At 59.0% G+C, this 23682-nt stretch carries 23 protein-coding genes, 1 tRNA gene and 1 pseudogene; 15 read left to right on the forward strand and 10 right to left on the reverse strand.

The genetic code is table 11. The features are described 5' to 3' along the window. Positions 1 to 396: 396 nt before the first annotated feature. Complete coding sequence (locus AB4N53_RS05845; protein ID WP_460118931.1) at positions 397 to 1290, reverse strand: LysR family transcriptional regulator; 894 nt, start codon at positions 1288 to 1290, stop codon at positions 397 to 399. Positions 1291 to 1422: 132 nt separating this feature from the next. Between AB4N53_RS05845 and AB4N53_RS05850 the strand changes: the two genes are divergently transcribed. The 3 genes from AB4N53_RS05850 (at position 1423) to AB4N53_RS05860 (ending at position 3583) form a co-directional block, all read left to right on the forward strand. Next, positions 1423 to 2403, forward strand: a complete 981-nt coding sequence (locus AB4N53_RS05850; RefSeq protein ID WP_460118933.1) for an aldo/keto reductase — start codon at positions 1423 to 1425, stop codon at positions 2401 to 2403. An 86-nt stretch (positions 2404 to 2489) separates the two neighbouring features. Then, complete coding sequence (locus AB4N53_RS05855; RefSeq protein WP_460118935.1) at positions 2490 to 3179, forward strand: carboxymuconolactone decarboxylase family protein; 690 nt, start codon at positions 2490 to 2492, stop codon at positions 3177 to 3179. A 182-nt stretch (positions 3180 to 3361) separates the two neighbouring features. Beyond that, a complete protein-coding gene (locus AB4N53_RS05860) occupies positions 3362 to 3583 on the forward strand; it encodes a putative quinol monooxygenase (protein ID WP_460125355.1) in 222 nt (73 codons plus the stop codon). A gap of 348 nt (positions 3584 to 3931) precedes the next feature. Here the strand turns inward: AB4N53_RS05860 and AB4N53_RS05865 are convergent. After that, a tRNA-Ser gene (locus tag AB4N53_RS05865) sits at positions 3932 to 4019 on the reverse strand. Between the two features lie 123 nt (positions 4020 to 4142). Here AB4N53_RS05865 and AB4N53_RS05870 point away from each other — a divergent pair. Continuing rightward, positions 4143 to 4814 carry a Bax inhibitor-1/YccA family protein gene (locus AB4N53_RS05870; RefSeq protein ID WP_008006561.1) on the forward strand — a complete coding sequence of 224 codons (672 nt, stop codon included), beginning with the start codon at positions 4143 to 4145 and terminating at the stop codon, positions 4812 to 4814. A 65-nt stretch (positions 4815 to 4879) separates the two neighbouring features. On the opposite strand, the gene AB4N53_RS05875 is transcribed toward AB4N53_RS05870, so the two are convergent. Next, the gene (locus AB4N53_RS05875) at positions 4880 to 5209 is read right to left on the reverse strand and encodes a YceK/YidQ family lipoprotein (RefSeq protein WP_460118937.1); all 330 of its coding nucleotides are present in this window, start codon (positions 5207 to 5209) and stop codon (positions 4880 to 4882) included. A 58-nt stretch (positions 5210 to 5267) separates the two neighbouring features. Then, on the reverse strand, positions 5268 to 5705 hold the full coding sequence (locus AB4N53_RS05880) for an Lrp/AsnC family transcriptional regulator (RefSeq protein WP_038368669.1): 438 nt from the start codon (positions 5703 to 5705) through the stop codon (positions 5268 to 5270). Between the two features lie 148 nt (positions 5706 to 5853). Between AB4N53_RS05880 and AB4N53_RS05885 the strand changes: the two genes are divergently transcribed. Further along, positions 5854 to 6747 (forward strand): DMT family transporter, encoded by an 894-nt coding sequence (locus AB4N53_RS05885; RefSeq protein WP_460118940.1) that lies wholly within the window; start codon positions 5854 to 5856, stop codon positions 6745 to 6747. Between the two features lie 3 nt (positions 6748 to 6750). On the opposite strand, the gene AB4N53_RS05890 is transcribed toward AB4N53_RS05885, so the two are convergent. The 4 genes from AB4N53_RS05890 to AB4N53_RS05905 form a co-directional block, all read right to left on the reverse strand. Then, entirely contained in the window at positions 6751 to 7791 is a 1041-nt protein-coding gene (locus tag AB4N53_RS05890; RefSeq protein WP_460125358.1) for an FUSC family protein, read from the reverse strand. Between the two features lie 57 nt (positions 7792 to 7848). Beyond that, positions 7849 to 8808, reverse strand: a complete 960-nt coding sequence (locus tag AB4N53_RS05895) for an HlyD family secretion protein (protein ID WP_016774598.1) — start codon at positions 8806 to 8808, stop codon at positions 7849 to 7851. A gap of 2 nt (positions 8809 to 8810) precedes the next feature. Next, a complete protein-coding gene (locus tag AB4N53_RS05900; protein WP_460118942.1) occupies positions 8811 to 9167 on the reverse strand; it encodes a DUF3302 domain-containing protein in 357 nt (118 codons plus the stop codon). Positions 9168 to 9269: 102 nt separating this feature from the next. Next, complete coding sequence (locus AB4N53_RS05905) at positions 9270 to 10895, reverse strand: NADP-dependent glyceraldehyde-3-phosphate dehydrogenase (protein ID WP_460118944.1); 1626 nt, start codon at positions 10893 to 10895, stop codon at positions 9270 to 9272. A 375-nt stretch (positions 10896 to 11270) separates the two neighbouring features. On the opposite strand from AB4N53_RS05905, the gene AB4N53_RS05910 reads away from it, so the two are divergent. The 10 genes from AB4N53_RS05910 to AB4N53_RS05955 all read left to right on the forward strand — a co-directional run bounded on the left by AB4N53_RS05910 (position 11271) and on the right by AB4N53_RS05955 (position 21432). Further along, a complete protein-coding gene (locus AB4N53_RS05910) occupies positions 11271 to 11882 on the forward strand; it encodes a transposase (RefSeq protein WP_434768851.1) in 612 nt (203 codons plus the stop codon). A 54-nt stretch (positions 11883 to 11936) separates the two neighbouring features. Further along, a complete protein-coding gene (locus AB4N53_RS05915) occupies positions 11937 to 13535 on the forward strand; it encodes a ShlB/FhaC/HecB family hemolysin secretion/activation protein (protein ID WP_122704462.1) in 1599 nt (532 codons plus the stop codon). A 12-nt stretch (positions 13536 to 13547) separates the two neighbouring features. Then, the gene (locus tag AB4N53_RS05920; protein ID WP_460118947.1) at positions 13548 to 15344 is read left to right on the forward strand and encodes a DUF2341 domain-containing protein; all 1797 of its coding nucleotides are present in this window, start codon (positions 13548 to 13550) and stop codon (positions 15342 to 15344) included. A gap of 11 nt (positions 15345 to 15355) precedes the next feature. Beyond that, positions 15356 to 15781, forward strand: a complete 426-nt coding sequence (locus AB4N53_RS05925; protein ID WP_003201710.1) for an ExbD/TolR family protein — start codon at positions 15356 to 15358, stop codon at positions 15779 to 15781. Positions 15782 to 15784: 3 nt separating this feature from the next. Beyond that, positions 15785 to 16489: an energy transducer TonB family protein gene (locus AB4N53_RS05930; protein ID WP_460118949.1), complete on the forward strand. Its 705-nt coding sequence runs from the start codon at positions 15785 to 15787 to the stop codon at positions 16487 to 16489. A 39-nt stretch (positions 16490 to 16528) separates the two neighbouring features. Next, a complete protein-coding gene (locus tag AB4N53_RS05935; RefSeq protein WP_460118951.1) occupies positions 16529 to 18226 on the forward strand; it encodes a putative porin in 1698 nt (565 codons plus the stop codon). A gap of 17 nt (positions 18227 to 18243) precedes the next feature. Further along, a complete protein-coding gene (locus AB4N53_RS05940) occupies positions 18244 to 18873 on the forward strand; it encodes a DNA repair protein (protein WP_460118953.1) in 630 nt (209 codons plus the stop codon). Positions 18874 to 18891: 18 nt separating this feature from the next. Beyond that, positions 18892 to 19362, forward strand: a complete 471-nt coding sequence (locus tag AB4N53_RS05945; protein WP_460118955.1) for a YbjN domain-containing protein — start codon at positions 18892 to 18894, stop codon at positions 19360 to 19362. Further along, complete coding sequence (locus AB4N53_RS05950) at positions 19359 to 20306, forward strand: peptidylprolyl isomerase (protein WP_460118957.1); 948 nt, start codon at positions 19359 to 19361, stop codon at positions 20304 to 20306. Before AB4N53_RS05945 ends, AB4N53_RS05950 begins: the two co-directional genes overlap by 4 nt. Positions 20307 to 20457: 151 nt before the next feature. Then, positions 20458 to 21432, forward strand: coding sequence for a LysR family transcriptional regulator (locus AB4N53_RS05955; RefSeq protein WP_460118959.1), 975 nt, complete (start codon positions 20458 to 20460; stop codon positions 21430 to 21432). Between the two features lie 239 nt (positions 21433 to 21671). On the opposite strand, the gene AB4N53_RS05960 is transcribed toward AB4N53_RS05955, so the two are convergent. Both AB4N53_RS05960 and AB4N53_RS05965 read right to left on the reverse strand, forming a co-directional pair. Next, positions 21672 to 22079, reverse strand: coding sequence for a hypothetical protein (locus AB4N53_RS05960; protein ID WP_460118961.1), 408 nt, complete (start codon positions 22077 to 22079; stop codon positions 21672 to 21674). A gap of 703 nt (positions 22080 to 22782) precedes the next feature. Next, positions 22783 to 23138, reverse strand: a pseudogene (locus AB4N53_RS05965) (DUF6124 family protein). Positions 23139 to 23682 lie beyond the last annotated feature (544 nt).

Consider the following 23682-nt stretch of genomic DNA (forward strand, 5'->3'; position numbering starts at 1 on the left):
GAGGATAGGGGTTACGATTAGACGGGCCTCGAAAGCTTGCTCGCCTTAGGCCAGTATTATTAAGGGAGAAGCAGATACCGCCAATTCTCACCTGTAGCGTTGAATGGTCTTTCGGTCGCCTAAAGTAGAAAGCCCGATGGCTTCTCTATCGTGGGTGGTGTTATGAGGCAGCGTCGACTTACAGCCTATTTTTCCACCCCGCTGTCATCCCCCGTTTATTCTGAGCATCAGAGAGTTATAGCCCGCCATCAGGGCTACTTTTGGCCGAAGGTAGTCGTTCGTGAACGGCTGCTTTCGGCCAAAAGCAGACATTGATAATGGTGTAGATCAGCTGCTGGAGGTTGTCGGCCACCAATGAAAAAATCGCAACCAATACTAGATTGACCGCAGAGTCCCCTAACTCTTGCAGCGGAGAGCATTGACTACCAATGCAAAGGCTGGCAAGGACTGCCTCCGGCTCGGGTAGTAGAGGTGATATCCGGGAAAAGTTGGTGACCAGTCTTCAAGAACACGGATTAACCGACCATCCTTGACATGTGCCTGGACAAGATCCTCCGGTGCGTATACCAACCCGCATCCTTCCAGAGCGGCGGTCATTATTTGGGGTGAGGTGCTAAAGATCATCTGGCCAGACACCTGAACATGTAGCGCCTTGCCGGCCTTGGAAAACTCCCAGGCATACAAACCACCATGAGTGGGCAAACGCAGGTTCACGCAGTTATGAGTTGTCAGATCTTGGGGAGTCTGTGGTTTTACACGATGAGCAAAGTAACTCGGCGCTCCCACCACAGCCATTCGAAAGTCAGGGGAAATCCTGACTGCGATCATGTCCTTTGCCACTTGATCGCCTATACGCACACCGGCGTCGAAGCGTTCAGCGACGATATCGACTAACTTGTAGCCGATGTTGATCTCTAGAGTCAGATCGGGATATTCCGGCAGCAACCTAGAGAGTTTCGGCCAGAGAATGGTAGATGCCGCATGGTCGGGCGAGGTGATCCGGATAGTTCCGCCCGGCTTGTCACGCAGCTCTCCCAACGCCGCAATTTCGGCTTCTATCCCCTCGTAGTAAGGCACAAGGCTCACAAGCAATCGCTCGCCGGCTTCGGTCGGCGACGCGCCGCGTGTGGTGCGGGCCAGCAAGCGGATACCAAGACGTTCCTCAAGACTGCGGATGCTATGGCTAATAGCTGATTGGGACACACCCAAATGGGCCGCAGCTCTGGTGAAACTGCGCTCGCGCGCAACGGTGATGAACACCGCAAGGCTGTTGAAATCGCTCTGTGGCATTATGAATTAACCTCATACCGGTTATCGCAGTATGCCACTTCTTGAATGGGCCAGATGTTTATAAAGTAGCTCCATCCCCAATAACCAAACAGTTTGTGGGTTGGTTACCAATACCCGCAAAGGAGATGGATGATGTATAAGCGCAAAATCGGCAGCAACGGCCTCGAAGTTTCAGCGATTGGCTTGGGCTGCATGGGCCTGACATTCGGCTATGGCACCACCACTGACAAAGCGGACGCAATCAAACTCATCCGGGCGGCCTTTGAGCGTGGCGTCACCCACTTCGATTCGGCAGAAGCCTATGGCCAAGTCAACGAAGAAATGGTTGGCGAAGCCGTTCAACCATTTCGCGAGCAGATCATCATCGCGACAAAATTCGGTTTTAAGGACGGCAGTCCCGCCGCAGGGCTGGACAGTCGACCTGAGCGCATCCGCCAGGTGGCGGAAGAATCACTCAAGCGCCTGAAGACCGACTGCATTGACCTGTTTTACCAACATCGCGTCGATCCAAATGTTCCTATGGAAGATGTTGCCGGGGCCGTGCGCGACCTCATCACCGAAGGCAAGGTCAAATACTTTGGCATGTGTGAAGCCGGCGTAGACGCTATCCGTCGCGCCCATGCGGTGCAGCCGCTGTCCGCACTTCAAAGTGAGTATTCGATGTTCACCCGTGAGCCTGAACAGGAAATTATTCCAACCCTCGAAGCGCTCGGGATTGGCTTCATTCCCTTCAGTCCATTGGGCAAGGGTTTTTTGACCGGGAAAATTGATGCCGGCACGACCTTCTCCAACGGTGATGTCCGGAACAATCTGCCTCGTTTTGCTGACGGTGCCCGCGAGGCCAACCACCATCTCGTCACCCTGATCGGTGAAATCGCCCAACGCAAGCAAGCCACCCCCGCCCAGATTGCGCTGGCCTGGCTGCTGGCACAAAAGCCGTGGATTGCGCCTATACCAGGCACAACCAAGCTGCATCGCCTTGAAGAGAACGTAGGCGGAGCAACCGTGGAATTGACCGTAGCAGACCTTCGCGAACTTGGTGAGGTTCTGGCCAAGGTGCCTGTACAAGGTGAGCGTTACACCGCGCAGATGATGAAAACCATCAACCGTTAATCGTTCTTCAGCGCCTGACGGTGTTTCTTCGGGGCATCGTCACACCCTCGTTTCCCGCTATCCACCTGCACGAGCAAGCGATCACTATGAAGTCAGACGAAGCTAACTTCGCCGTACCGGCATTTGCGCGCTATACCCATGACGTGCTTCTAGAGGAGATATGGCAGCGCCCGCAACTGCTGCCCCGGGATCGCAGCATCGTGACTGTTGCCGCCTTGATTGCGCGGCATCAGTCAGACGAAATGGCTCGCCAATTCAACTTGGCGTTGGAAAATGGCGTTACGCCCACCGAACTGGGTGAAGTCATCACTCATTTGGCATTCTATTCAGGCTGGGGCAATGCGACATTGGCGGCATCCATCGCCAAAGACATCTTTGAGACTCGCGGTATCGCACCAAGCGCATTGGCGGATGTAAAGGACAACCTGCTCCCAATCGATGAAGGCTTTGAGCAGATGCGCGTGGCGGCGGTAGAACAGATGATCGGCCCTGCATTCGACGCGCTCGCAGACTATACAACTTCGGTACTGTTCCATGACCTGTGGCTGCGCCCGGCACTGACTCCCCGTGATCGTAGCCTGGTCACGGTCGCGGCTCTGGTTGCAGTGGGGCAAGCCGCTCAAATCCCTTTTCATGTGAACAAAGCCATGGATAACGGTCTGACCCAAATTCAGGCTGCCGAAGTCATTACGCATCTGGCCTTCTACGCCGGTTGGCCGAACGCAATGTCGGCGGCAGACATCGCCAAAGGAATATTCGAAAAGCGCTCCGAGTAAATCACTTGGCAAATGTGGCGCTGTACGTCGAATGACCGGACATGAATCGGTCATTTCGCCTCAGCTATGGTTTCGTCTAAATCCAGGGTAAAAATACGCATAACATCAAATCCGAAGAGCGGCACATCATCTGCGAGCTTCGCTGCGATGATTACAACTCCGAGTGGGTTAAAGCCTTTACTCTGCAATTTGTTGAGCCGGCAAGAGCGGAACCCGGTTGCGGCTGTTACGACCTCTATCAGAGTTTCGAAGCACCCAATACGTTTTATATTCTCGATGGCTGGACAAACCAGCAGGCGGTCGAAGAGCACGCCGGCAATCAGCATGTCGCCAGCGTTATGGAAAGAGCTACGTCCACTGCTCACTTTCGGCCCCGCTATTACCCTCAATACTCGTGTAAGTAATTCAGGTCATCCGGGTGTTTGTACTTATGGATAGCGCTAACGGTATGTGCCCCATAACCGTCATTGAATATTGTCCGCTAAGTTCGTAAACGGACGTTTACGAATGGCTGCTAATGGCCGAAAGCAGGTGTTCGTGAGCGGCAGCTAATGGACGAAAGCGGTCTACTGAGCATTCAATGCTACCGTCGCGCTGTGCTTAGTTTTGTTGAGCACTTAACGGTGTCAGAAGGGTAGGGTTGCGGAAATGCCCGAAAAGATGCGGAAACGATCCAAAGAGAGAGGAGCAAATTTCCTGAATGCCAGAAACGACAAAGCCCTGAATAATCAGGGCTTTGTCGGTACAAAATATGGCGGAGGCGATGGGATTCGAACTCATGGACCTGTTACAGTCGACGGTTTTCAAGACCGTTGCCTTAAACCACTCGGCCACACCTCCGTTTGCGTTGCGGGCGCCATAATACCTGAATGAAACACACTGTCAAACTCTCTGCATGGCTTGTTACAGAGCGTCTGTTATGATCTTTGCGACTGAACGTTTCAAACCAACAGGAGTGTCGCCATGCGCGAACAGGATTACGCAGTTAATAACAGCGTGCAGGCTGAGCAGCTAGAGGTTAGCCGCGTCCTGCGCAACACTTATGGTCTCTTGGCTCTGACCCTCGCATTCAGCGGCGTGATGGCCTTCGTAGCCCAGCAGATGCGTGTCGGCTACCCGAACATTTTCGTGGTGCTGATCGGCTTCTACGGGCTGTTCTTCCTTACCAACAAACTCCGTGATTCCGCGTGGGGCCTGGTGTCCGCCTTCGCGTTGACCGGTTTCATGGGTTTCCTGCTCGGCCCGATCCTCAACCGTTACCTGGGCATGCAGGGCGGCGCTGAAGTGGTCAGCTCGGCGTTCGCCATGACCGCGCTGGTGTTCGGTGGTCTGTCGGCCTACGTGCTGATCACCCGCAAGGACATGAGCTTCCTCGGCGGCTTTATCACAGCAGGTTTCTTTGTCCTGCTGGGCGCTACGCTGGCGAGCTTCTTCTTCCAGATCAGCGGCCTGCAACTGGCGATCAGCGCCGGCTTCGTGCTGTTCTCCTCGGTCTGCATTCTGTTCCAGACCAGCGCGATCATCCACGGCGGCGAGCGCAACTACATCATGGCGACCATCAGCCTGTATGTATCGATCTACAACCTGTTCGTCAGCCTGCTGCAACTGTTCGGCATCATGAGCCGCGACGACTGATCGTAATGGCTGCAATAAAAAACCCGCTTCGGCGGGTTTTTTATCGTCTGGAGAAAAGTGTCTGCTCAGTTGATGACGATGCTACCGTCCACTTGCTGACGGTAGATCGTGTACGGCAGCAGCAGCGTATCGAGGGCACCGGAGACCACGGCATCAACCAACAGCCCCGGGATCGCAGTGTTGCGGTGATTATCGGCATCAACACCCGAGGACAGCGGCGCATTCAAGGAACAGAAGTCATAGGCGATGCCGCTGTAGATTCTCGGTACCGCGCCGCAATAACTTTTCTGTTGCTTGAGTCCGTCAACGGCAGCCTGATCGTTGCGCGCTACCGTTTGAATCGTGCCACAACCGCCGAGCAGCAGGGCCGCCAGCAGCATTGCCTGAATTTTCATAGCGCCATTCCTTAGCCGCGAAAAGCCACAATCTACGCCGATCAAAGGCAAAAGGCACCTACGCCATCGGTGGCAGGCGTCGTTTCACCGGGGTCTTCTTGACGATCGCCGTATTGGTTTCAGCCAGCGTATTCAGTCGGTCGAGCAGGGTATCGAGTTGCTCCATCGAGCGCACATGCAGACGCGCGATAAAGCAGTCCTCACCGGTGACCTTGTCACACTCGGTGAACTCAGGGATCGACATGATCTGCCGTTCCACCTCCTGCAATTGCCCTGGCAGCGGCCGCACACGGACGATCGCCTGCAACTGATAGCCGAAGCATTTCGGATCAATCTCCACCGTGTAGCCCTTGAGCACGCCGCGTTCTTCCAGACGCCGCAACCGTTCGGCCACGCTGGGCGATGACAGGCCGCTGATCTGCGCCAGCGCTTTGAGCGAGCGCCGCGAGTCTTCCATCAGCGCGCTGATGAGGATCTGATCGATATCGTCAGTCACAGGCAAATTCCGAATTAGGCAAAGGGCGCAAATCACCCTCGATAAAAAAGGTAAAAACCAAGTTTAGCCTGCTTTATGCGCTGGAGCAGCGCGAGGCGCGCTTGGCATACTTTTGCCATGCTTCGCTCACAGCCTCAGGAGAACAATAATGGACAACGCAATCCGCCGCGGCTCGCTGGAAATGACCGCCGCCATGCTGATATCCGGAACGATCGGCTGGTTCGTGCTGGTGTCCGGGCAACCGGTACTGGACGTGGTGTTCTGGCGCTGCGTGTTCGGCGCCGGCACCTTGCTGTTGATCTGCGCCGCGTTCGGCTTTCTGCGCCCGGGGATTCTGACCCGCACTACGTTTCTGCTGGCGGTGCTCAGTGGAATGGCGATTGTCGGCAATTGGGTGCTGCTGTTCGCGTCCTATTCACGCGCCTCGATAGCCATTGGTACGGCGGTCTATAACGTGCAGCCGTTCATGCTGGTCGGACTGGCGGCGTTGTTCCTTGGCGAAAAGCTGACCTTGCAGAAGCTGTTCTGGCTGGCGATTTCGTTCATGGGCATGCTGGCGATCGTCAGCGCCCATCGCACGCAAGGCGAGGAGGGTAACGACTACTTGATGGGGATTGCGCTGGCGTTGGGCGCGGCGTTTCTGTATGCGATTGCTGCACTGATCATCAAGCGCCTGACCGGCACGCCGCCGCACCTGATCGCGCTGATTCAAGTCTGCACCGGTGTGCTGTTGCTCGCGCCGTTCGCGCATTTCGATGCGTTGCCACAAGGCGCCGATGCCTGGGCGAGTCTGGTGACGCTGGGCATTGTGCATACCGGTTTGATGTACGTCTTGTTGTACGGCGCGATTCAAAAACTGCCGACCGCGCTGACCGGCGCGCTGTCGTTCATCTATCCGATTGCGGCGATTTTCGTTGACTGGTACGCCTTCGGCCATCGCCTGGAATTGCTGCAGTGGATCGGCGTCGCGGCGATCCTGCTGGCTGCCGCCGGCATGCAGCAGGGGTGGGGCTGGAAAGCCGGGCGGCTGGCGGCGCAGTAACGTTCAGATGTTCCAGCGCGGCGCAGTGGCCGCCAGACGCTGTCGCATCTCGCTGATATTGGCCGCCAGTTGTCGGGTCAGCATGCGGTAGCCGTCGAGCGTATTGACGACCGGCGCATCAAGGTCCGCTGCTGGCAGCTCCATCGGTCGCTCCAGCCGCTGCGAAGCGCCGGTTTTCAACGCGCGGGCCATGCCGATCAGTTGCACGCGAATCTGCCGGTGCTCAGCCTTCAGCGCCGTTTGCAGATGTGCCGTGGCCTGTGGATCGCTGACGTTGGGGCGGATATTGCCGAGAATTTCCAGCGTGCTGATGCACATGCGCAGGTTGCGCTGAATCGCGTCGAGTTCGGTCATGGAGATTTTCACTTCCTTGGATACCGACGGCATCAGCGAGCGCAACTGCACCATCACCGCACCCACCTTGCTCATCAGCCGCACGTGTTCGTCGGCGCTGACCGCTTCACCGTTGATGATGCGCCCGTACACCGTGGCGCAATCGCGCAAGGCATCGGCGAGGTTGTAACGCCACGAGTAGACCGCGTACAGCGGCAGAGCGAAGGAAAACGCCAGGGCGAGGGCGATGCCGATCAGGATGTCGACGCCGCGCCACAGACCATCGGTGATCGGGTTATCGCCATGCCCGGCAACGATGAACACGGTGATCGCCGAGAGCAGGGCGGTGTAGCCACCCTTGCCAATCGCGTGATACGAGAAAAAGCCACAGACCACGGCCATGGAAAAGTAGGTCAGCCACGGCAGGCCCAGCCACGCATGTTGCGCCACCAGTGCCAACCCGACCCCTGCACCGATCAAGGTACCAATGGCGCGCTCGGCGGCTTTTTTGCCGATATTGCCGTGATGCTGCAAACCGCCGATCACCACCAGCATGGTCACTGACGCCCATTCGCCGTGGGGCAGATTGATGCCGGTGGTCAGCAGAATCGTCGCCAGCAACCCCAGCGCCACCCGCACGGAATGGATCAGTCGGGCGTGACGGTAGCGCCGATACGGGTCCAGTAACGGACGCAGGATACGGCGCAACAGCGGTGGCAGGCGGTGGGAGCTGTAAGTAGTCAGTGCGAACCTCGTGAGTCAGTCAAATCAATGGAAGGGGAAAATGTAATTCATCCAGGCGGACATGCGCAGCAGGATTTTGCGCATCGCGCCGATGTGATGAAAGTGCTGACTGTACAGCGCCGCTTGCCCATAGGCGCCGCCCGGCATGAGCGCGCTGTATTCGGCGAACGCCGGGTCAGTGATTTCAATGATCACCGGCACCCGTCCGGCCGGTGGCGAACCGGTGTAGCTGATCAGCGTGCCGGAAGGTTGCACCTGGCCCTCGGCGATCACCCCGATCACACTTTTCACCCTACCGGCGAAGACCTTGCCGGGAATGCCATCGAAGGCGACTTCGGCCTCATCGCCCACGGTCAGGCGCAGCAGGCTGTTCTGACGCATCCACGCTGCAAAATACTGACCTTCCTGCGGAATAAACACCATTGACGGGCGCAGCGGCAGCTTGCTCGCCATCATCCCCGGGCGCAGCGAAACGTGGGTGACGAAGCCTTTGCTCGGTGCTCGAACCACGGTGTTGTCCAGCTCGAACTGCGCATTGTCCAGTTGCGCCTGCAGATCGTCGGTGCGGGCGATGGCCGCGTCCAGTTCACGCTGGGTGCCGAAGTTGCGGCGGATCAGTTCGGTGATGCGGTAGCGGTCGCCCTTCGCTGCAACCAGTTGCGCCTTGAGCGATTTCAAGCGGTTCTGGAAAGGCGTGGGATCGATGCGGAACAGCACGTCGCCTTTTTCCAGGGGTTCGTTGCCCTTTACCGGTACGTCGATCACCTGGCCACTGATGATCGGAATGACCGGCACCGAGACAAAGTATGAGCGTGCCACCTCGGAATAGGGATGGTTGTAGTTCATGGTGAAAATCAGCGCGCCGATGATCAACACGCCACCCAGGACAGCGGTGGGCACCGTCCATTTGTTCAGCGGAATGCGGAAGATCTTGAAGATGGCGACGCAGAGTGCGGCGTACGTGAGGATGAGCAACAGATCCATGCTCAGTTCCCCCGGCTGTCAGATTGCGACGCATCCGGCGACTGCGCTTCGAGCCGCTCTATCCTGGCTTGCAACTCGACGACCTGCTGCTCCAGTTGATTGACGTGATTCTGGATGGGTTTGCCATCGCCAAAACCCCAACCGCGATCCTCGCGATAAGCCATCGCCCAGATCCACAGAAACGGCCAGAGTGCATGCAAGGTGAACAGGCTGACCCAGCCCGTGGCATGGATCGCGTCCTGGTGCGGGTGGTTGCGGTGAACGGCGATCTCGTACGGAATGTCATGCAGCACGATGATCCCGTAAAACAGCACGAGACCGACAAAAACCAACAGACCCAATGCGAAGTAATCGAGCATGGTCAGCCTCCCAGGCATCCAGCAATGCTGGGCTCAGTGTAGTCACTGAATCACCGGGGAGCTGACGGATCGGCGGGATCATTCAATCCCGCCGATCATCCGTCAAAAGATGTAGTCGGTGGTCAGGAAACTTGAATCACGCCCGCGAATGATTTCGCTGATCAGATCCTTGTTGCTCTCCTGGAATTTGGTCGCCACCAGCGTGCGGATCGAAAACACCCGCAATGCATCGTGTACCGATAGCGTGCCTTCGGCGGAGTTCTTGCGACCGTTGAACGGATACGTGTCCGGGCCGCGCTGGCACTGGGCGTTGAGGTTGATCCGCCCGACCTGATTGGCAAAGGTGTCGACCAGGCGACCGACCGCCACCGGGTTGGTGCCGAAGATGCTCAACTGCTGGCCGAAGTCGGATTCCAGTACGTAATCGATGACGGTATCGAGGTGGCGGTACGGCACGATGGGCACGACCGGGCCGAACTGTTCTTCCTGATACACGCGCATCTGCGGGTTCACCGGATACAGCACTGCGGGGTAGAAGAACGAGGCATGGGATTCGCCGCCATTCGGGTTGACCACCTGTGCGCCTTTGCTTTGCGCATCAGCGACCAGCCCGTGCAGATAATCGACCTTGCCCGACTCTGGCAGCGGTGTCAGCGCCACGCCGCTGTCCCACGGCATGCCCGGTTTGAGTGTGGCCAGCTTGGCATTGAATTTCTCGATGAAGCTGTCGACCACGTCTTCATGCACGAAGAGAATTTTCAGCGCGGTGCAACGCTGGCCGTTGAACGACAGCGAGCCGGTGACCGCTTCGCTGACGGCATTGTCGAGATCGACTTCGGGTAGAACGATGCCGGGGTTCTTCGCATCCAGACCGAGAGCGGCGCGCAAACGGTGGGGTTTCGGGTGCAGTTTCTTCAGGTCGCTGGCGGCCTTGTTGGTGCCGATGAAAGCGAAAATGTCGATCTTGCCGCTGGCCATCAGTGCACTGACAGTCTCGCGGCCACTGCCGTAGATGACGTTGATCACGCCGCTCGGGAAGCTGTCGCGGAAGGCTTCAAGCAACGGACGGATCAGCAGCACGCCGAGCTTGGCCGGTTTGAACACCACGGTGTTGCCCATGATCAGCGCCGGAATCAGCGTGGTGAAGGTTTCGTTCAGCGGATAGTTGTAAGGCCCCATGCACAAAGCGACGCCGAGCGGTACGCGGCGGATCTGGCCGAGGGTGTCCTGTTCCAGCTCAAAGCGGCTGGAGCGGCGGTCGAGTTCTTTCAGGGCATTGATGGTGTCGACGATGTAGTCGCAGGTGCGATCGAACTCTTTTTCCGAGTCCTTGAGGTTCTTGCCGATCTCCCACATCAGCAGCTTGACCACGGCTTCGCGCTGCTCGCGCATACGACCAAGGAATGCTTCGACGTGCTGGATGCGCTCGGCCACGCGCATGGTTGGCCACAGGCCTTGGCCGCGATCGTAAGCGCGAACGGCAGCGTCGAGGGCGGTGAGCGCGGTGTCGGCATCCAGCAGCGGCGTGCTGCCGAGGATGACCTGTTCTTCACCGTTTTCGCCTTTCAGATAAACCGGGCTGCGCACGGTGGCGAGCGGGCCGTCCCAGCGGCGCAATTGGCCATCGACCAGATATTCACGCTGCTCGACCTGAGCGTCGAGGCGATATTTTTCCGGGATGTCGCTGACCGAAGGGAACAGGTTGCCAAGGATGTTTGCTGTGGTCATGTCACTACCCTGTGTTGAAGTCGGCGTGCCGATTGAAAGTCTTGTGAAGGTTATACGCCTGAATGGGCCGGGATTTAACCCTGTGAATGTCATGCGAATGTCACGCACCCGTGCAACGGCAGTCCACCCTGTGGGAGCGAGCCTGCTCGCGAAAGCGGCGGCACATCCAACATCCTCATTGCCTGATACAGCGCTTTCGCGAGCAGGCTCGCTCCCACCGTCGATCGTTTAAATCAGTCAGTCTGTCTTCGGTAATGAAGCTTTTATGACAAAAGTTCGGTAGCACATAGCCAGTCCGGTCATGCCTGTGTAACGCGCTTGAGGAGCCTTTAGGGGCGCAGTTTGCGAGTCGGGCGGGACGCCGGGAGTGAGGCAATGGGGACTATGGAACGCTATTCGAAAGTGGGCATGCAGGAGCTCGATCAACGCCTGTCGAAGATCGTCGAAGCCGCGCGCAAGAAGCCGGTTTCGGTGTATCGCTACGGCGCGCCGTGGGTCTGGATTGTCTCGCAGGATGACTGGCAGGGCGCTTTGAAAGAAGTCTCCAGCTACATTCCGCCGGGCCATTCGCTGGTGTTGCTGCGCCCGCAGATCGACGATCTGCTCGACGCCCACCAGGACCTGCTGCGCGACCTCAATGCCGTGCCCGGCATGCTCATTCCCGCGCAGACGGTCATGCACATCCTGCTCCTGCAATTGCTCTATTCGGTCCCCAGCGAACAGCAGCTCTATGAGCAGCTGAATTACAACCTGCTGTTCCGCTGGTTCGTTGGCCTCGGCCTGAACCAGAAGGTCTGGAGTTTCACCGCCCTCAGCCGTGACATCGCCACGTTGCTCAACGAGCCGCGCGCGGTGCTGCTGATTCAGAAAATCATCGGCGAAGTGTTCTGCGGCGCCTTGCTGCAAATGCCCGAGTTCTCGCTGAACTTCGCGCTGTTGCACACCTGGCTGGGCAAGCACGCCTGCGCCACAACGATCAGCAATTGACGCATCACACCGGGCGCTAACGCCCACAGTTCATCGCGAATTTCAGGGGGTAGTGTGGAACGGATTTTCACGTCACGGCTGGCGCTGTGGGGCTGGCTGCTGGTGACGGCGGGCGCGCAGCCAGCGCTGGCCGAGGAGGGCACAGAAGCGCCCGCCGCGCAGCGGCTGGTCGACGTCAACGAATACTTCGTGCGCGGCAATACCGTGCTCGATGCGCGGGCGATCGAAGAAGCGGTATACCCGTTCCTCGGCCCGCAGAAAGCCTTGAGCGACATCGAAGGCGCCCGCGATGCGTTGCAGAAGGCCTATCAGGAACGCGGCTACCAGTCGGTGTTTGTCGAGCTGCCCGAGCAGGCCGTGGCTGATGGCATCGTCTATCTGCAAGTCAGCGAAACCAAAGTCGGCCGGGTGCGCGTGGTTGGCGCCAAACACTATTCGCCGCTGGACATCCGCGACAACGTCCCGGCGCTGAAAGAAGGCGAGGTGCCGGACTTCGCCAAGGTCCAGGGCGAACTCGCGCAGCTCAATAAAACGCCAGGTCGACAGGTCATGCCACTGGTGCGCGAAGGCCAACGCCCCGGCACCATGGACGTCGATCTGCAGGTCGAAGACCAGAACCCATGGACGGCCAGCGTCGGCCTCAATAACGATTACAGCGCCGACACCGAGAAGCTGCGCAGCGTCACCAGTCTCGGCTACAACAACCTCTGGCAGTTGGGCCACAGCGTCAATCTGACGTTTTTTACCGCGCCGCAGGAAACCGACAACGCCAAGGTCTGGTCCGGCTCCTATACCGCGCCGCTGAGCGAGCGCTGGAGCGTGCAGTTCTCCGGTTACCAGTCCGACAGCAATGTCGCCACCATCGGCGGCAGCAACGTCCTCGGCAAGGGTCATTCTTACGGTGTTGCGGCGATTTACACGCTGCCCTCGAGCGGCAACTGGTCGAACTCGCTGTCGGCCGGCATCGATTTCAAGGACTTCGATGAGCGCCTGAGCCTGTCCGGTGAAAGCGACAAGGTGCCGCTGAAATACGCGCCATTCACCTTCGCCTATAACGGCTATCGCTACAGCGAAAAGAGCCAGCTCGGCCTCGGCCTGAGCCTGGTTGCCGCCACCCGCAGCGTATTCGGCTACGGCAGCGACGACGAAGATTTCGACTACAAACGCTATCGCGCCAAACCGAGTTTCGCCGTGCTCAAGGGCGACACCAACTACACCTGGACCTTCGACAGCGACTGGCAGAGCGCGAGCAAAGCCGCGTTCCAACTCGCCTCGGGGCCGCTGGTTTCCAACGAACAGTTTTCCGCCGGCGGCGCCACCTCGGTGCGCGGCTATCTGGCCGCCGAACGCACAGCTGATGACGGGTATTTGCTCAGCCAGGAACTGCGCACACCGTCGCTGGCGAAATTCGCCGGCACGTGGATGCAGGACTGGCGCTTCTACGCCTTCGCCGAAGGTGCGCAGCTGTATCTGCGTGACGAACTGCCGGATCAGGACGCCAATTACGCCCTGGCCAGCGTCGGCCTTGGCACCCGCGCCAGCCTGAGCAAATGGCTGTCCGGCAGCCTCGACTGGGGCTACCCGCTACTCGAAGGGCCGAACACCTCAAAGCAGGAATCGCGCCTGCACTTCAACCTTCAAGCCACTTTCTAACGGAGCACGTCCATGCAACGCCTTTTCCTTTCGTTGTTGATCTGCCTGGGCTTCGTGCTCCCGGCCACGGCCCAGGCCTGGTGGCAGGACGACTGGCATTACCGCAAACAGATCGCCGTCGACACCACGCCCCAAGGCGCGGCGATCAATCAGGCCCTCGGCCGTACTGCTCTGCTGGTGCGCCTGCACACCGGCAACTTCACCTTCGACGGCGTGAAGGAGGACGGCTCGGATCTGCGCTTCGTCGCGGCCGACGACAAGACCGTGCTCAATCACCAGATCGAAAGTTTCGATGCGCTGATGGGCATGGCGCTGATCTGGGTCGATGTGCCGAATGTCGAGGGCGGTCAGCGCCAGGATATCTGGATGTATTACGGCAACCAGAAAGCCCCGGCCACCGGCAACGGCCAGTTGACCTTCGATCCGAATTACACCGCGCTGTATCACTTCGACGGCGCCACCGGCACCCCGGCGAAAGACACCACGGCGTACGGCAACACCGCGCAAAGCGCCACGGGTGCGGCGATTGATGGCGTCGTCGGGCGTGCCTTGCAGTTCAGTGGCCAGCCATTGCTCCTGCCAGCCAGTCCGTCGCTGCAACACAACGCGGGCAGCGCGTTCACCTTCAGTGCCTGGCTGCGTCTGGATCAGGCCACTGGCGAGCAACTGATCCTGGCTCGACGCGAAGGCACGCAAAGTCTGCTGATCGGCGTCAGCCAAGGCCTGCCATTCGTAGAGATCGACGGCCAACGCGCCGCTGCTACCCAAGCGCTGGCTCCGGCGCAATGGCAACACGTTGCGCTAACCGCCGAGGGTTCGAAAGTCACCCTGTACATCAACGGTCGCGAAAGCGCTGCACTGGCTCAGGCGATGCCGGCATTCAACTCAGCCATGGCCATCGGTGCAGATCTGCATGAAGGCGCGTTCCAGCCATTCGTTGGCGCCATCGACGAGTTGCGCCTGTCGAAAGTCGCCCGTCCGGCCGCGCTGCTGCTGGCCGATGCCACCTCGCAAGGTGCCGAGTCGAAACTGGTGGCTTACGGCGTCGACGAAGAACAGTCCGGATTCGGTTTCGGCAGCCTCGGCTTCCTGCTCAATGCGGTGCCAATTGACGCTTGGGTGATCATTGCTGTGCTGGTGCTGATGATGTTCCAGTCGTGGATCATCATGCTGCGCAAGAACCGCAGCCTCAGCCGCGTCACCGCTGCCAACGAAGACTTCCGCGTGCAATTCGCCAAGGTCGGCACGCGTCTGGAAATGTTCGCCGACGACGCGCAACTGGCCCAGCGTCTGCAGCATTCGTCGCTGTGGCGCCTGTATCTGGTGGCGGTCAAAGAGATTCGCACCCGCCGCGAGCAGGGCGCCGATACCTCATCGGTTTCTGCCGCGACCATTGAAGCCATCCGCTGCTCCATGGACGGCGTGCGCACCCGCGAAAACCAGCAGCTGAGTTCGAAACTCTCGACCCTGTCCAACGCCATCGCCGGCGGCCCCTACATCGGCCTCCTCGGCACGGTGCTGGGAATCATGGTGGTGTTTCTCGGCACGGCAATGGCCGGCGACGTCAACATCAATGCCATCGCACCGGGCATGGCTGCCGCGTTGTTGGCCACGGCGATGGGCCTGTTCGTCGCGATCCCCGCACTCTTTGGCTACAACCGGCTGATTACCCGCAACAAGGAAGTCAGCGCCGACATGCGCGTGTTCGTCGACGAGTTCATCACCCGTCTGGCGGAGATGCACGGCGAGAGCCAGTTCAGTGAGGCGGCGCATCGCGGCCATCACGCCAACCACTCCGTACCGGCCTGAGGAGCACTGCCATGGCGTCCGTAAATGCCTCCCACGACGATGATGACGATGCCGCAGTGGACAGCATCAACATCACTCCGCTGGTCGATGTGCTGATGGTGGTGCTGGTGATGTTCATCCTTACTGCTACCGCGCAGGTCTCCGGGATCCAGATCAACCTGCCCAAGGCCAGCGCTTCGGTGTCGTTGTCGGAGGCCAAGACCAAGGCGATTTCGGTCAACGACGGCGGCCAGGTGTTTCTCGATGCTTACCCGGTGACGCTGGCCGAGCTGGAAGAGCGCCTGCGCATCGAGAAAGCGCAGAGCCCGGATTTCCCGGTGATCGTGCGTGGCGATGCGACGGTGCAGTACCAGAAAGTCATCGAAGTGCTGGACCTGCTGCGCCGGCTCGAACTGTCCCAGGTCGGTCTCGTCACCGGCAAACCGAGTCAGGGCTGAGTCATGACCGCACAACTCCCGATCGAACCGCCGCCCGTGAAAAAGTCACCGTTGCGCTATGTGAAGTGGGGCACCGGACTACTGGTCGGCGCGCTCGCCGCGTGGTTCCTCTGGCAGTGGGCCAACGACATGGCCGGTGTACGTCGCGAAGCGCCGAAGGTGCCGACGATCATTCCGTTGCCGCCACCGCCACCACCGCCGCCTGAGAAACCGCCGGAGCCGGAAACGCCGGTGGAAGAAAAAGTCGTCGAGCCCGAGCCAACCCCGGAGCCGGAGGAGGTCAAGCCTGAAGAAGAGGCGCCGCCATCGCCAGCGGACGATCTGGCCAACCCGATGCAAATGGACGGCGATGCTCAGGCTGGCAGCGATGCTTTCAACATTGGCGCCGGCAAGGGCGGCGGCATGGCCGGGGCCGGCGGCGGGCGTTTGGGCACGGGGACGTACAGCCAGTTTCTTGCGTTCACTTTTCAGCGCTTGCTGCGCGAGAACCCCGAACTGCGCAACCTCGCGTTCTCGCTGCAGGCCGATGTGTGGCTGAGCAGCGTCGGCGAGATCACCCGCGTCGAGCTGATCAAGTCCAGCGGCAACCCGCAAATCGATACCCAGGTGCTGGCCGCTTTACGTGGTGCGCCAGCCCTCAGCGAACGGCCTCCGGCCTCTATCACTTTGCCTGTGCGCTTGTCCCTGCAAGGGCGGCGCCCGGGCTAATTCACTTATTCAAGCTTCGGCAAAAGGAGTTGTGTGCAGATGATTTCCAACGTGAATCGATTGTCCCTGGCGGTCGGCATGGTCATTGCGACCCTGATCGGTCAGGCCGTGGCAGCGCCTGCGCCCTCGGAGAACGCCACGATCAATCTGATCCGCTTGCTGGTCGAGCAGGGCATTCTCAAACAGGACAAGGCCGACGCGCTGATCGCCCAGGCGCAGAACGAAGCGGCGCAGGCGAAACAGGCCGCAGCGTCCACCGCAGTCGCGGCCGGGCCGGTCGCCGCGCCGGGCGATGTGCGCGTGCAGTACGTGCCGGCAGCGGTGCGTGACCAGATCCGCGATCAGGTCAAAGCCGAAGTCATGGCCACCGCCAAACAGGAAAACTGGGCAGCACCGAATACCTTCCCGGACTGGGCCTCGCGCATCAGCTTCGACGGCGACATTCGCCTGCGTGACGAGTCGCGTTATTACTCGGGCAACAACAGCAATGAAATCGTCGACTTCGCCAAGCTCAACAATAACGGCCCGTACGATGTAAACCCCAACAGCAGCACCAGCCTGCCGCCGTTGCTCAACACCCGCGAAGACCGCGAAAACCTCTTTCGCCTGCGCGCACGGCTGGGCATGAAAGCGGTGATCTCGGAGGAATGGACCGCCGGCATTCGCATCGGCACCGGTTCGGACAACAACCCGGTTTCGACCACGCAGAACCTCGGCGGCGGCTTCGCCAAGAAAGATATCTGGCTCGATCAGGGCTATCTGACCTGGAAGCCAATGGACGAACTGACTCTGACCGGCGGACGCTTCGCCAACCCGTTCATGTCCACCGACATGCTCTATTCCAATGACCTGAATTTCGACGGTGTTGCGGCGATCTTCGATCACAAGCTCAACCGCGACTGGGGTGTGTTCGGCACCGTCGGCGCTTTCCCAGTGGACTACACCAACGACACCTCCAGCAGTAATGGTTTCGACAAGGAAGAGAGCGACAACAAGTGGCTGTACGGCGCTCAGTTCGGCGCAAAATGGGCGATCAACAGCAACAACCGCCTCAAAGGTGCGCTGGCCTATTACCGCTTCGACGATATTCAGGGCCAGCGCTCCAGCCCTTGCGAACCGTGGGCCGGCGCACCGGGTTGCGACAGCGACGGCACGCGCGCGGCGTTCATGCAGAAGGGCAACAGCGTGTTCCTGCTGCGCGACATCACGCCGAACCCGCTCAACCCGAACACCACGCCGCAGCCGCAATTCGTCGGGCTTGCGTCCGAATTCAACCTGCTCGATCTCAACGTCGTGTGGGACGCCGACCTGCCGCAGGACTTCAAACTGCGCAGCCAGGGTAACTACATCCACAACCTCAGTTACGACGAAGGCGACATGCGCAAGCGGTCCGCCGGGCAGATCGTCAACAACCTCGACAGCAATGGCGAGATCGAAAGCGGCGCCAATGCGTGGATGGTGCAGTTCACTCTCGGCAACGCACTGGACCTCAAGCGCAAGGGCGACTGGAACCTGTTCGCCGGCTACAAGTACATCCAGCCTGACGCCTTGCCGGACGGCTTCAACGACTCGTCGTTCCACCTCGGCGGCACCAACGCCAAGGGTTATTTCATGGGCGGCAACTACGGTCTGGCGAAAAACGTTTCCGCCACCGGCCGCTGGATGAGCACCGAAGCGGTGTATGGCGCGCCGTTCGACATCGACGTCTTGCAGCTTGAGATCAATACGCGCTTCTAAGGCGCCGGGAGAGCTTTATGAACACGCGTTTTCTCGCGCTGGGCCTTGGCTTGTTGATTGCCACCGGGGCGAACGGCGAAGGCATGGAAGAACGCCTGCGCACGCAATTGCGCAGCACCACCCAGCAATTGCAGGCCCTGCAAAGCCAACAGGCCCAGGCCAGCGCCGCGCAACTGGCGGCGCAGAACGAGGCCAAGGCTGCACAGGCGCAAATCAAGCAATTGACTGCCGAACTGGCCAAATCCAAGGGATTGGCCGAGCAACTGGCCGGGCAACAGCAGAGCCTGCACAGCCAGGCTCAGGCGCAAGTGGCGGCCAGCGCCGAGCAGACCGGAAAATTCAAAAAGGCCTATGACGAATTGCTGATCCTCGCGCGCGGCAAAGAAGCCGAACGCGCGAAGCTGCAAGCGCAACTGACGGAACGTGACACACAAGTGCAGCAATGTTCAGCCAAGAATCAGCAAATGTACGGCGTCGCCAAACAGATCCTCACGGCCTACGAAAACATCGATGTCGCCGAGGTGATGAAAATCCGCCAGCCCTTCGCCGGCAGCGCCCGGGTCAAGTTCGATGAACTGGCGCAGGGCTTTGGCGACGAGCTCTACAAAACCCAATTCGACGCGCCGCAAGCGGCGATCGCACATTGATAGACAAGGAAGAAAGGCATGACTCAATTGATCACCCACGTTTCTGCGCAATCGCTGACCGACGTATTGCAAGCCGCCGGTTACCGCGTCAATCCGAGTGAACAGAACGGTATCGTCCAGTTGCTCAGCGCCAGCCAGGGTATCGGCTACGCCGTGCGTTTTGGCAATCCGGCGGTGGAGCAGGGCGGGTTCGTTGATTTCACTTTCAGCTGTGCGCTACGTGTGCAGGGTGAGTTGCCTGAGGGAGTTGCAGAGCGGTGGAATGCGACTCGACGTTTTGCACGGTTGTCGTTGCAGGGTGAGTTTCTGGTCATGGAGATGGACGTGGTCGTGGCTGCAGGCGTGAGCAACGAGCACCTGCGTGGCAACCTGGAGTTGTGGGATCGCCTGTTGCAGGAGTTCATCGTTTACCTGCGAGATTTCAGCCAGACCGCAGCTTCGCAAACCGCTAAATCCGCTGTCGCCGAACAAGAGGAAGTTGCGCTGTGAAGAAGCCTGCCGTGGTGATCGGCGCCGGAGCGATGGCGCTGTTGGTGGTGGCCGTGGCACTTGTGCTGCGGCCGGGCAGTGATCCGGTCGCCGCCCAGCAGCCGTCGGCGGTGATGGCGGTTGCAACCGGGCCAGCGGTCGCGCGGTTGGGTAATCAGCAGGTTTCGTCAGAGGAATTGCAGGCGCTGATGGCCACCGTCCCGGCGCAAACCCGCGAACAACTGCGCGGCAACCGTGAGGCGCTGGAACGCTGGATTCGTTCGCGACTGGCCGAGAAAGCCGTGCTGGAACAGGCCGATGCGCAGGGCTGGGCGCAGCGACCGGACGTCGCCCGGCAAACCCGTGCGGCGACTGAGCAAATCGTGTTTCGTGATTATTTGCGCTCGGTGAGTCAGGTACCGGCGCAGTATCCAAGCGCGGCTGAGTTGCAGCAGGCGTATGACGCCGGCAAGGCCAATTGGCAGACGCCGGCGCTGTATCGGGTCAGTCAGATTTTCCTGCCTGTCAGTGATTCCGCTTCGTTGGAAACCGTGCGCAAACAAGCCGCTGAATTGAGCAAGAAGGCGCAGTCAGCACCGGCCGATTTTGCGGCGCTCGCTACGCAATATTCGCAGGATCGCGTCACGGCAGAGCGGGGCGGTGATACCGGCCTGCAACCGTTGCAACAGCTGGTGCCGGAAGTGCGTGGCGCCGTGGCGCGGCTCAAGGTGGGCGCCGTGTCTGATCCGGTGCAAAGCGCCGCCGGCTTCCACGTGATCAAACTAACCGAACAACAACCGCCCCGCACCGCGACGATGGAGGAACTGCGCGACCAACTGACCCAGGCCCTGCGCGCGCAACGCCAGGAACAGATCGCCCAGGCTTATCTGGACGGCATGCTCAACACTGCGACCCTGAGCATCGACGGTGCTGAACTCAATAGAATTCTCGAGGAAAAACACTGACCTCACCCTGTGGGAGCGAGCCTGCTCGCGAATGCGCTGGGTCAGTCAGCGAAGATGTCGAATGTGCCGACGCTTTCGCGAGCAGGCTCGCTCCCACAGTGAGAATCCGCTGCATCCAGAGCAACCACATTAGATCGACAGGGAGTCATCAATGTCATTCACCGAACCCGCAGGACGCCCGGTCCCCGCTGATTACCAATCGCTCACATCCAGACCCGAATCCTGGCTCAACCTTGCCGCCACCATCGACAGCGAAGTCGCCCGATACTTCCTCGTCAGCGCCCGCTGCGGCTGCTTCATGCAAGCCGCGCGCAGCCTCAACGTGCGCTCGACCCTGCTGCGCAAACAACTCGCGCAACTCGAACAGCAACTGCAACACAGCCTGTTCACTTTCCAGGGCAGCAACCTCAGCCTGACCCGCGAAGGCCAACAGTTGCAGGCCCGACTCATCACCCTGGCCCACGAACGCAAACTCCCGGTCATCGAACAACCATTGATCCGCCTCGCCATCGCCGAATCCATCCTCCACGACATCCTTGGCCGCGACCTCATCGCACTGCTGCGCCGCAATGCTAGCCTGCGTCTGGAAATCATCGCACTGGACAGCGAGCTGGCCCTGCGTGCGGTCAGTGCCGACATTGTCCTATGGCTCGCCCCCGGCGAAACCCCACACCCCGGCCCAGCGTTCGCCACCAGCGAACCGCAGTGTCTCGCGCGGATTGAGTATCTACCGCATATCGCCAAGCGCTATTCGCGGGTGACTGCGCGCCCGGAAACGCCGGGTGAACTGGCAGACTTCATGCTGGTGCAATGGCAGCATGATCGGCGGGTTGAGAGTTTTCGACCGTGGAATGAGTTGGTGGAGCAACGTCTGGCCGGGGTGGTGCAGGTGCAGTCTTATGAGTTGATGCTGGAGATGATTCGGTGCAGCGCGTGCATCGGCTTGCTGCCCTCATACATGAGCCGCTTTGACCGTGGCCTGTCCGCACTGCCGGGGCTGTTCGAAGAACCCATGCAATTGCAGGCATGGCTGGCCGTAAACACTGAATCGCAGAATGTGGCCGACGTGCAGACCCTTACGGACCTCATCCACCACACCTTCAACGAACGCCGGGAATGGTTTTAGCCCTGACGCATTTTCCTGTGGGAGCGAGCTTGCTCGCGAAAGCGGTCTGGCCGCTCATCCATATCAAATGAACCGAGTCATTGCTGGCAGGCTGACTCTCACAGCGGTCAGTGATGCTCACATTCACGAATCGCAAAAGTTATGCGGGCATGGTTATTTGTATAATCGAATATTATCAATCTGAAAGTCATGGGTTGGAGCGTTTGCCGAAATCAGCTTTATTTTATCAAGCTCACCCGTTATATGAATTTCACAGAAAACGGCACCTTGCGTAATATCAGCGGACACAGTTGTGGTTTTATCACTTTTGACTCTTTCATAAATTGCAATATCGCAACTGGAAAGTTTTTGGTAAAACTCCTGATCCAGAAACTGATTCTTCTATAATCATCCTTGGTATGGAACGTTACGATAGGTACGGCGCGACTGCTTGTGTGTACGAAGAAGACGTTGCCGCTCATCTCTTCAGGGGCGGAAATGTCTGAAGGCTTGATCCCTATTTGCTGGCTCGCATCACCAGTCGGGAAAGTTCTTACGATGATCATTGTAGGGGTGTCGATTATATCGCCATTGTCCACCAGAACTTTGGCTGGCAATTGATCAAAATTTTCTTCTGTATAAGGCTCGTTTGGGGCGTTGGATGACATTTGTCGAACCTCTTCAATTGTGGTTTTCGGAATGCCGGTGGTGAGTTTCTTCTCGGCGATACCGCCCTTAAAATCTACTCGTGAAGGGTGATGACCAGATCCGGATCCCCGGCTCTTCTCTGTGGTCCTCGCCACTGGAGCGGGTGAGCTCGACCAGCACCAGATCTCGTACGGCTGGAGATCCTGATTTCATTGAGGATCCTCCAGGCGTGGCGGGCTGGTCTTTGGCGGACATGGGTTTGAACCACTTGGCGGGAAGTGACGGAGTGATTGAAAACAAATTGCGCACCTGTCAGACCTGACAGGTGCGCGCGGTTTCCGGACGGACGGTCGATAGTGCCCTGCGCATCGCCAGCTCTCACGCGATGCCATGTAGAAGCGAGCCTGCTTGCGCATGCAATCTGCCAGTCGAAGCTTCAGTTACTGACAAACCACTTTCGCGAGCAGGCTCGCTCCCACAAATTCGGCGCTATAACCGCAGCCGTGTGAGCGACACAAATCCCTGTGCGGGCTCGCCCTCGCATGCAATCTGCCAGTCGAAGCTTCAGTTACTGACAAACCACTTTCGCGAGCAGGCTCGCTCCCACAAATTCGGCGCTATAACCGCAGCCGTGTGAGCGACACAAACCCCTGTGGGAGCGGGCTTGCTCGCGAAGGCGTCAGCACTGCCCAGCGCCTTATTCAGAGCCAGTCGCAAGACCCGCTACTGCGGCAACTCCAGATCATCCAGCACCCGATTTACCGCCAGTTCGCCGAGCATGATCAGTTGTGCAATCCCCATCAGCGTCCGGCGTTGCGATGGCTTAACCAGACCGGCGAATTCCTGGGCGATCGTTTTGGCGGAGGCGAGGGTTTCGCAGGCGTTGGCCAGCAAGTCTTCGTTTTTGGTGTCGGCAGTGACGGCGTACATAGCGCGAGGGCTGAAGGGCGGTGGGGTGGAGCCAGGTGAGTAGAGGTAGTGGTCGAGGGCGCGGTCGGCGGCTTGGTGAGTTTCTTTGAGTCGAGGGATTCGTAGGGGGAGGTGGGGTCGGTTTCGGTCGGGTTGGGTGTGGGTTTGATCGTGGTCAAGCTCCTTGAGAGAGGGAGCCGTCCGCCATCGCTGCTAAACGAAGAGGATGGCGGCTTTACGCGGGTTAGCAGACCAGGCTCAAGGATCCCGGCGCACCGAAGTGCCCCACGCAAGCCGCCATAAAAAGAGGCGGACCCAGCGTGCCTTGAGAATTTGCCGAGCTGCTAAACCCGATCACTGAACATTCAGCGACCGCACCACAATAGAACCCGCCCCCAAGGCGCACAAGCCGGCGGATTCTGGCGTAGCTGTAGGCAATGGCGCAAGAATTTGTAGCCTAGAAACCGTGATGGTACGTGTTTTTAAACGCCTTCGTTTAAATCAAAGAACTTCGCTAACCCTGACGGCTCTTTCGCGGTCAGCACAAAGCCTTGAATAAACTCCGCTGGTTACTTCTCTGGTTAGCTGTTTAAATAAATCCGTTTCCTTTTATCGCAATTGATCTCTTATGCGGCAGCGTAGTCTGAACCCGCTCACTCTCGTACATCAATATCACCGAATAAAGTGCGCGGATTTTGGTCTCTGTTGGATCGA

This window comes from Pseudomonas sp. H3_E04 (assembly GCF_054668915.1).

Bases quoted from the DNA above. Each gene is read 5' to 3' on its own strand.
- AB4N53_RS05960 (WP_460118961.1), bottom strand. From the start codon at position 22,079: ATGTCATCCAACGCCCCAAACGAGCCTTATACAGAAGAAAATTTTGAT.
- AB4N53_RS05945 (WP_460118955.1), top strand. From the start codon at position 18,892: ATGACTCAATTGATCACCCACGTTTCTGCGCAATCGCTGACCGACGTA.
- AB4N53_RS05885 (WP_460118940.1), top strand. From the start codon at position 5,854: ATGGACAACGCAATCCGCCGCGGCTCGCTGGAAATGACCGCCGCCATG.
- AB4N53_RS05870 (WP_008006561.1), top strand. From the start codon at position 4,143: ATGCGCGAACAGGATTACGCAGTTAATAACAGCGTGCAGGCTGAGCAG.
- AB4N53_RS05850 (WP_460118933.1), top strand. From the start codon at position 1,423: ATGTATAAGCGCAAAATCGGCAGCAACGGCCTCGAAGTTTCAGCGATT.
- AB4N53_RS05940 (WP_460118953.1), top strand. From the start codon at position 18,244: ATGAACACGCGTTTTCTCGCGCTGGGCCTTGGCTTGTTGATTGCCACC.
- AB4N53_RS05930 (WP_460118949.1), top strand. From the start codon at position 15,785: ATGACCGCACAACTCCCGATCGAACCGCCGCCCGTGAAAAAGTCACCG.
- AB4N53_RS05955 (WP_460118959.1), top strand. From the start codon at position 20,458: ATGTCATTCACCGAACCCGCAGGACGCCCGGTCCCCGCTGATTACCAA.
- AB4N53_RS05855 (WP_460118935.1), top strand. From the start codon at position 2,490: ATGAAGTCAGACGAAGCTAACTTCGCCGTACCGGCATTTGCGCGCTAT.
- AB4N53_RS05920 (WP_460118947.1), top strand. From the start codon at position 13,548: ATGCAACGCCTTTTCCTTTCGTTGTTGATCTGCCTGGGCTTCGTGCTC.
- AB4N53_RS05910 (WP_434768851.1), top strand. From the start codon at position 11,271: ATGGGGACTATGGAACGCTATTCGAAAGTGGGCATGCAGGAGCTCGAT.
- AB4N53_RS05875 (WP_460118937.1), bottom strand. From the start codon at position 5,209: ATGAAAATTCAGGCAATGCTGCTGGCGGCCCTGCTGCTCGGCGGTTGT.
- AB4N53_RS05895 (WP_016774598.1), bottom strand. From the start codon at position 8,808: ATGGATCTGTTGCTCATCCTCACGTACGCCGCACTCTGCGTCGCCATC.
- AB4N53_RS05925 (WP_003201710.1), top strand. From the start codon at position 15,356: ATGGCGTCCGTAAATGCCTCCCACGACGATGATGACGATGCCGCAGTG.
- AB4N53_RS05845 (WP_460118931.1), bottom strand. From the start codon at position 1,290: ATGCCACAGAGCGATTTCAACAGCCTTGCGGTGTTCATCACCGTTGCG.
- AB4N53_RS05900 (WP_460118942.1), bottom strand. From the start codon at position 9,167: ATGCTCGATTACTTCGCATTGGGTCTGTTGGTTTTTGTCGGTCTCGTG.
- AB4N53_RS05935 (WP_460118951.1), top strand. From the start codon at position 16,529: ATGATTTCCAACGTGAATCGATTGTCCCTGGCGGTCGGCATGGTCATT.
- AB4N53_RS05905 (WP_460118944.1), bottom strand. From the start codon at position 10,895: ATGACCACAGCAAACATCCTTGGCAACCTGTTCCCTTCGGTCAGCGAC.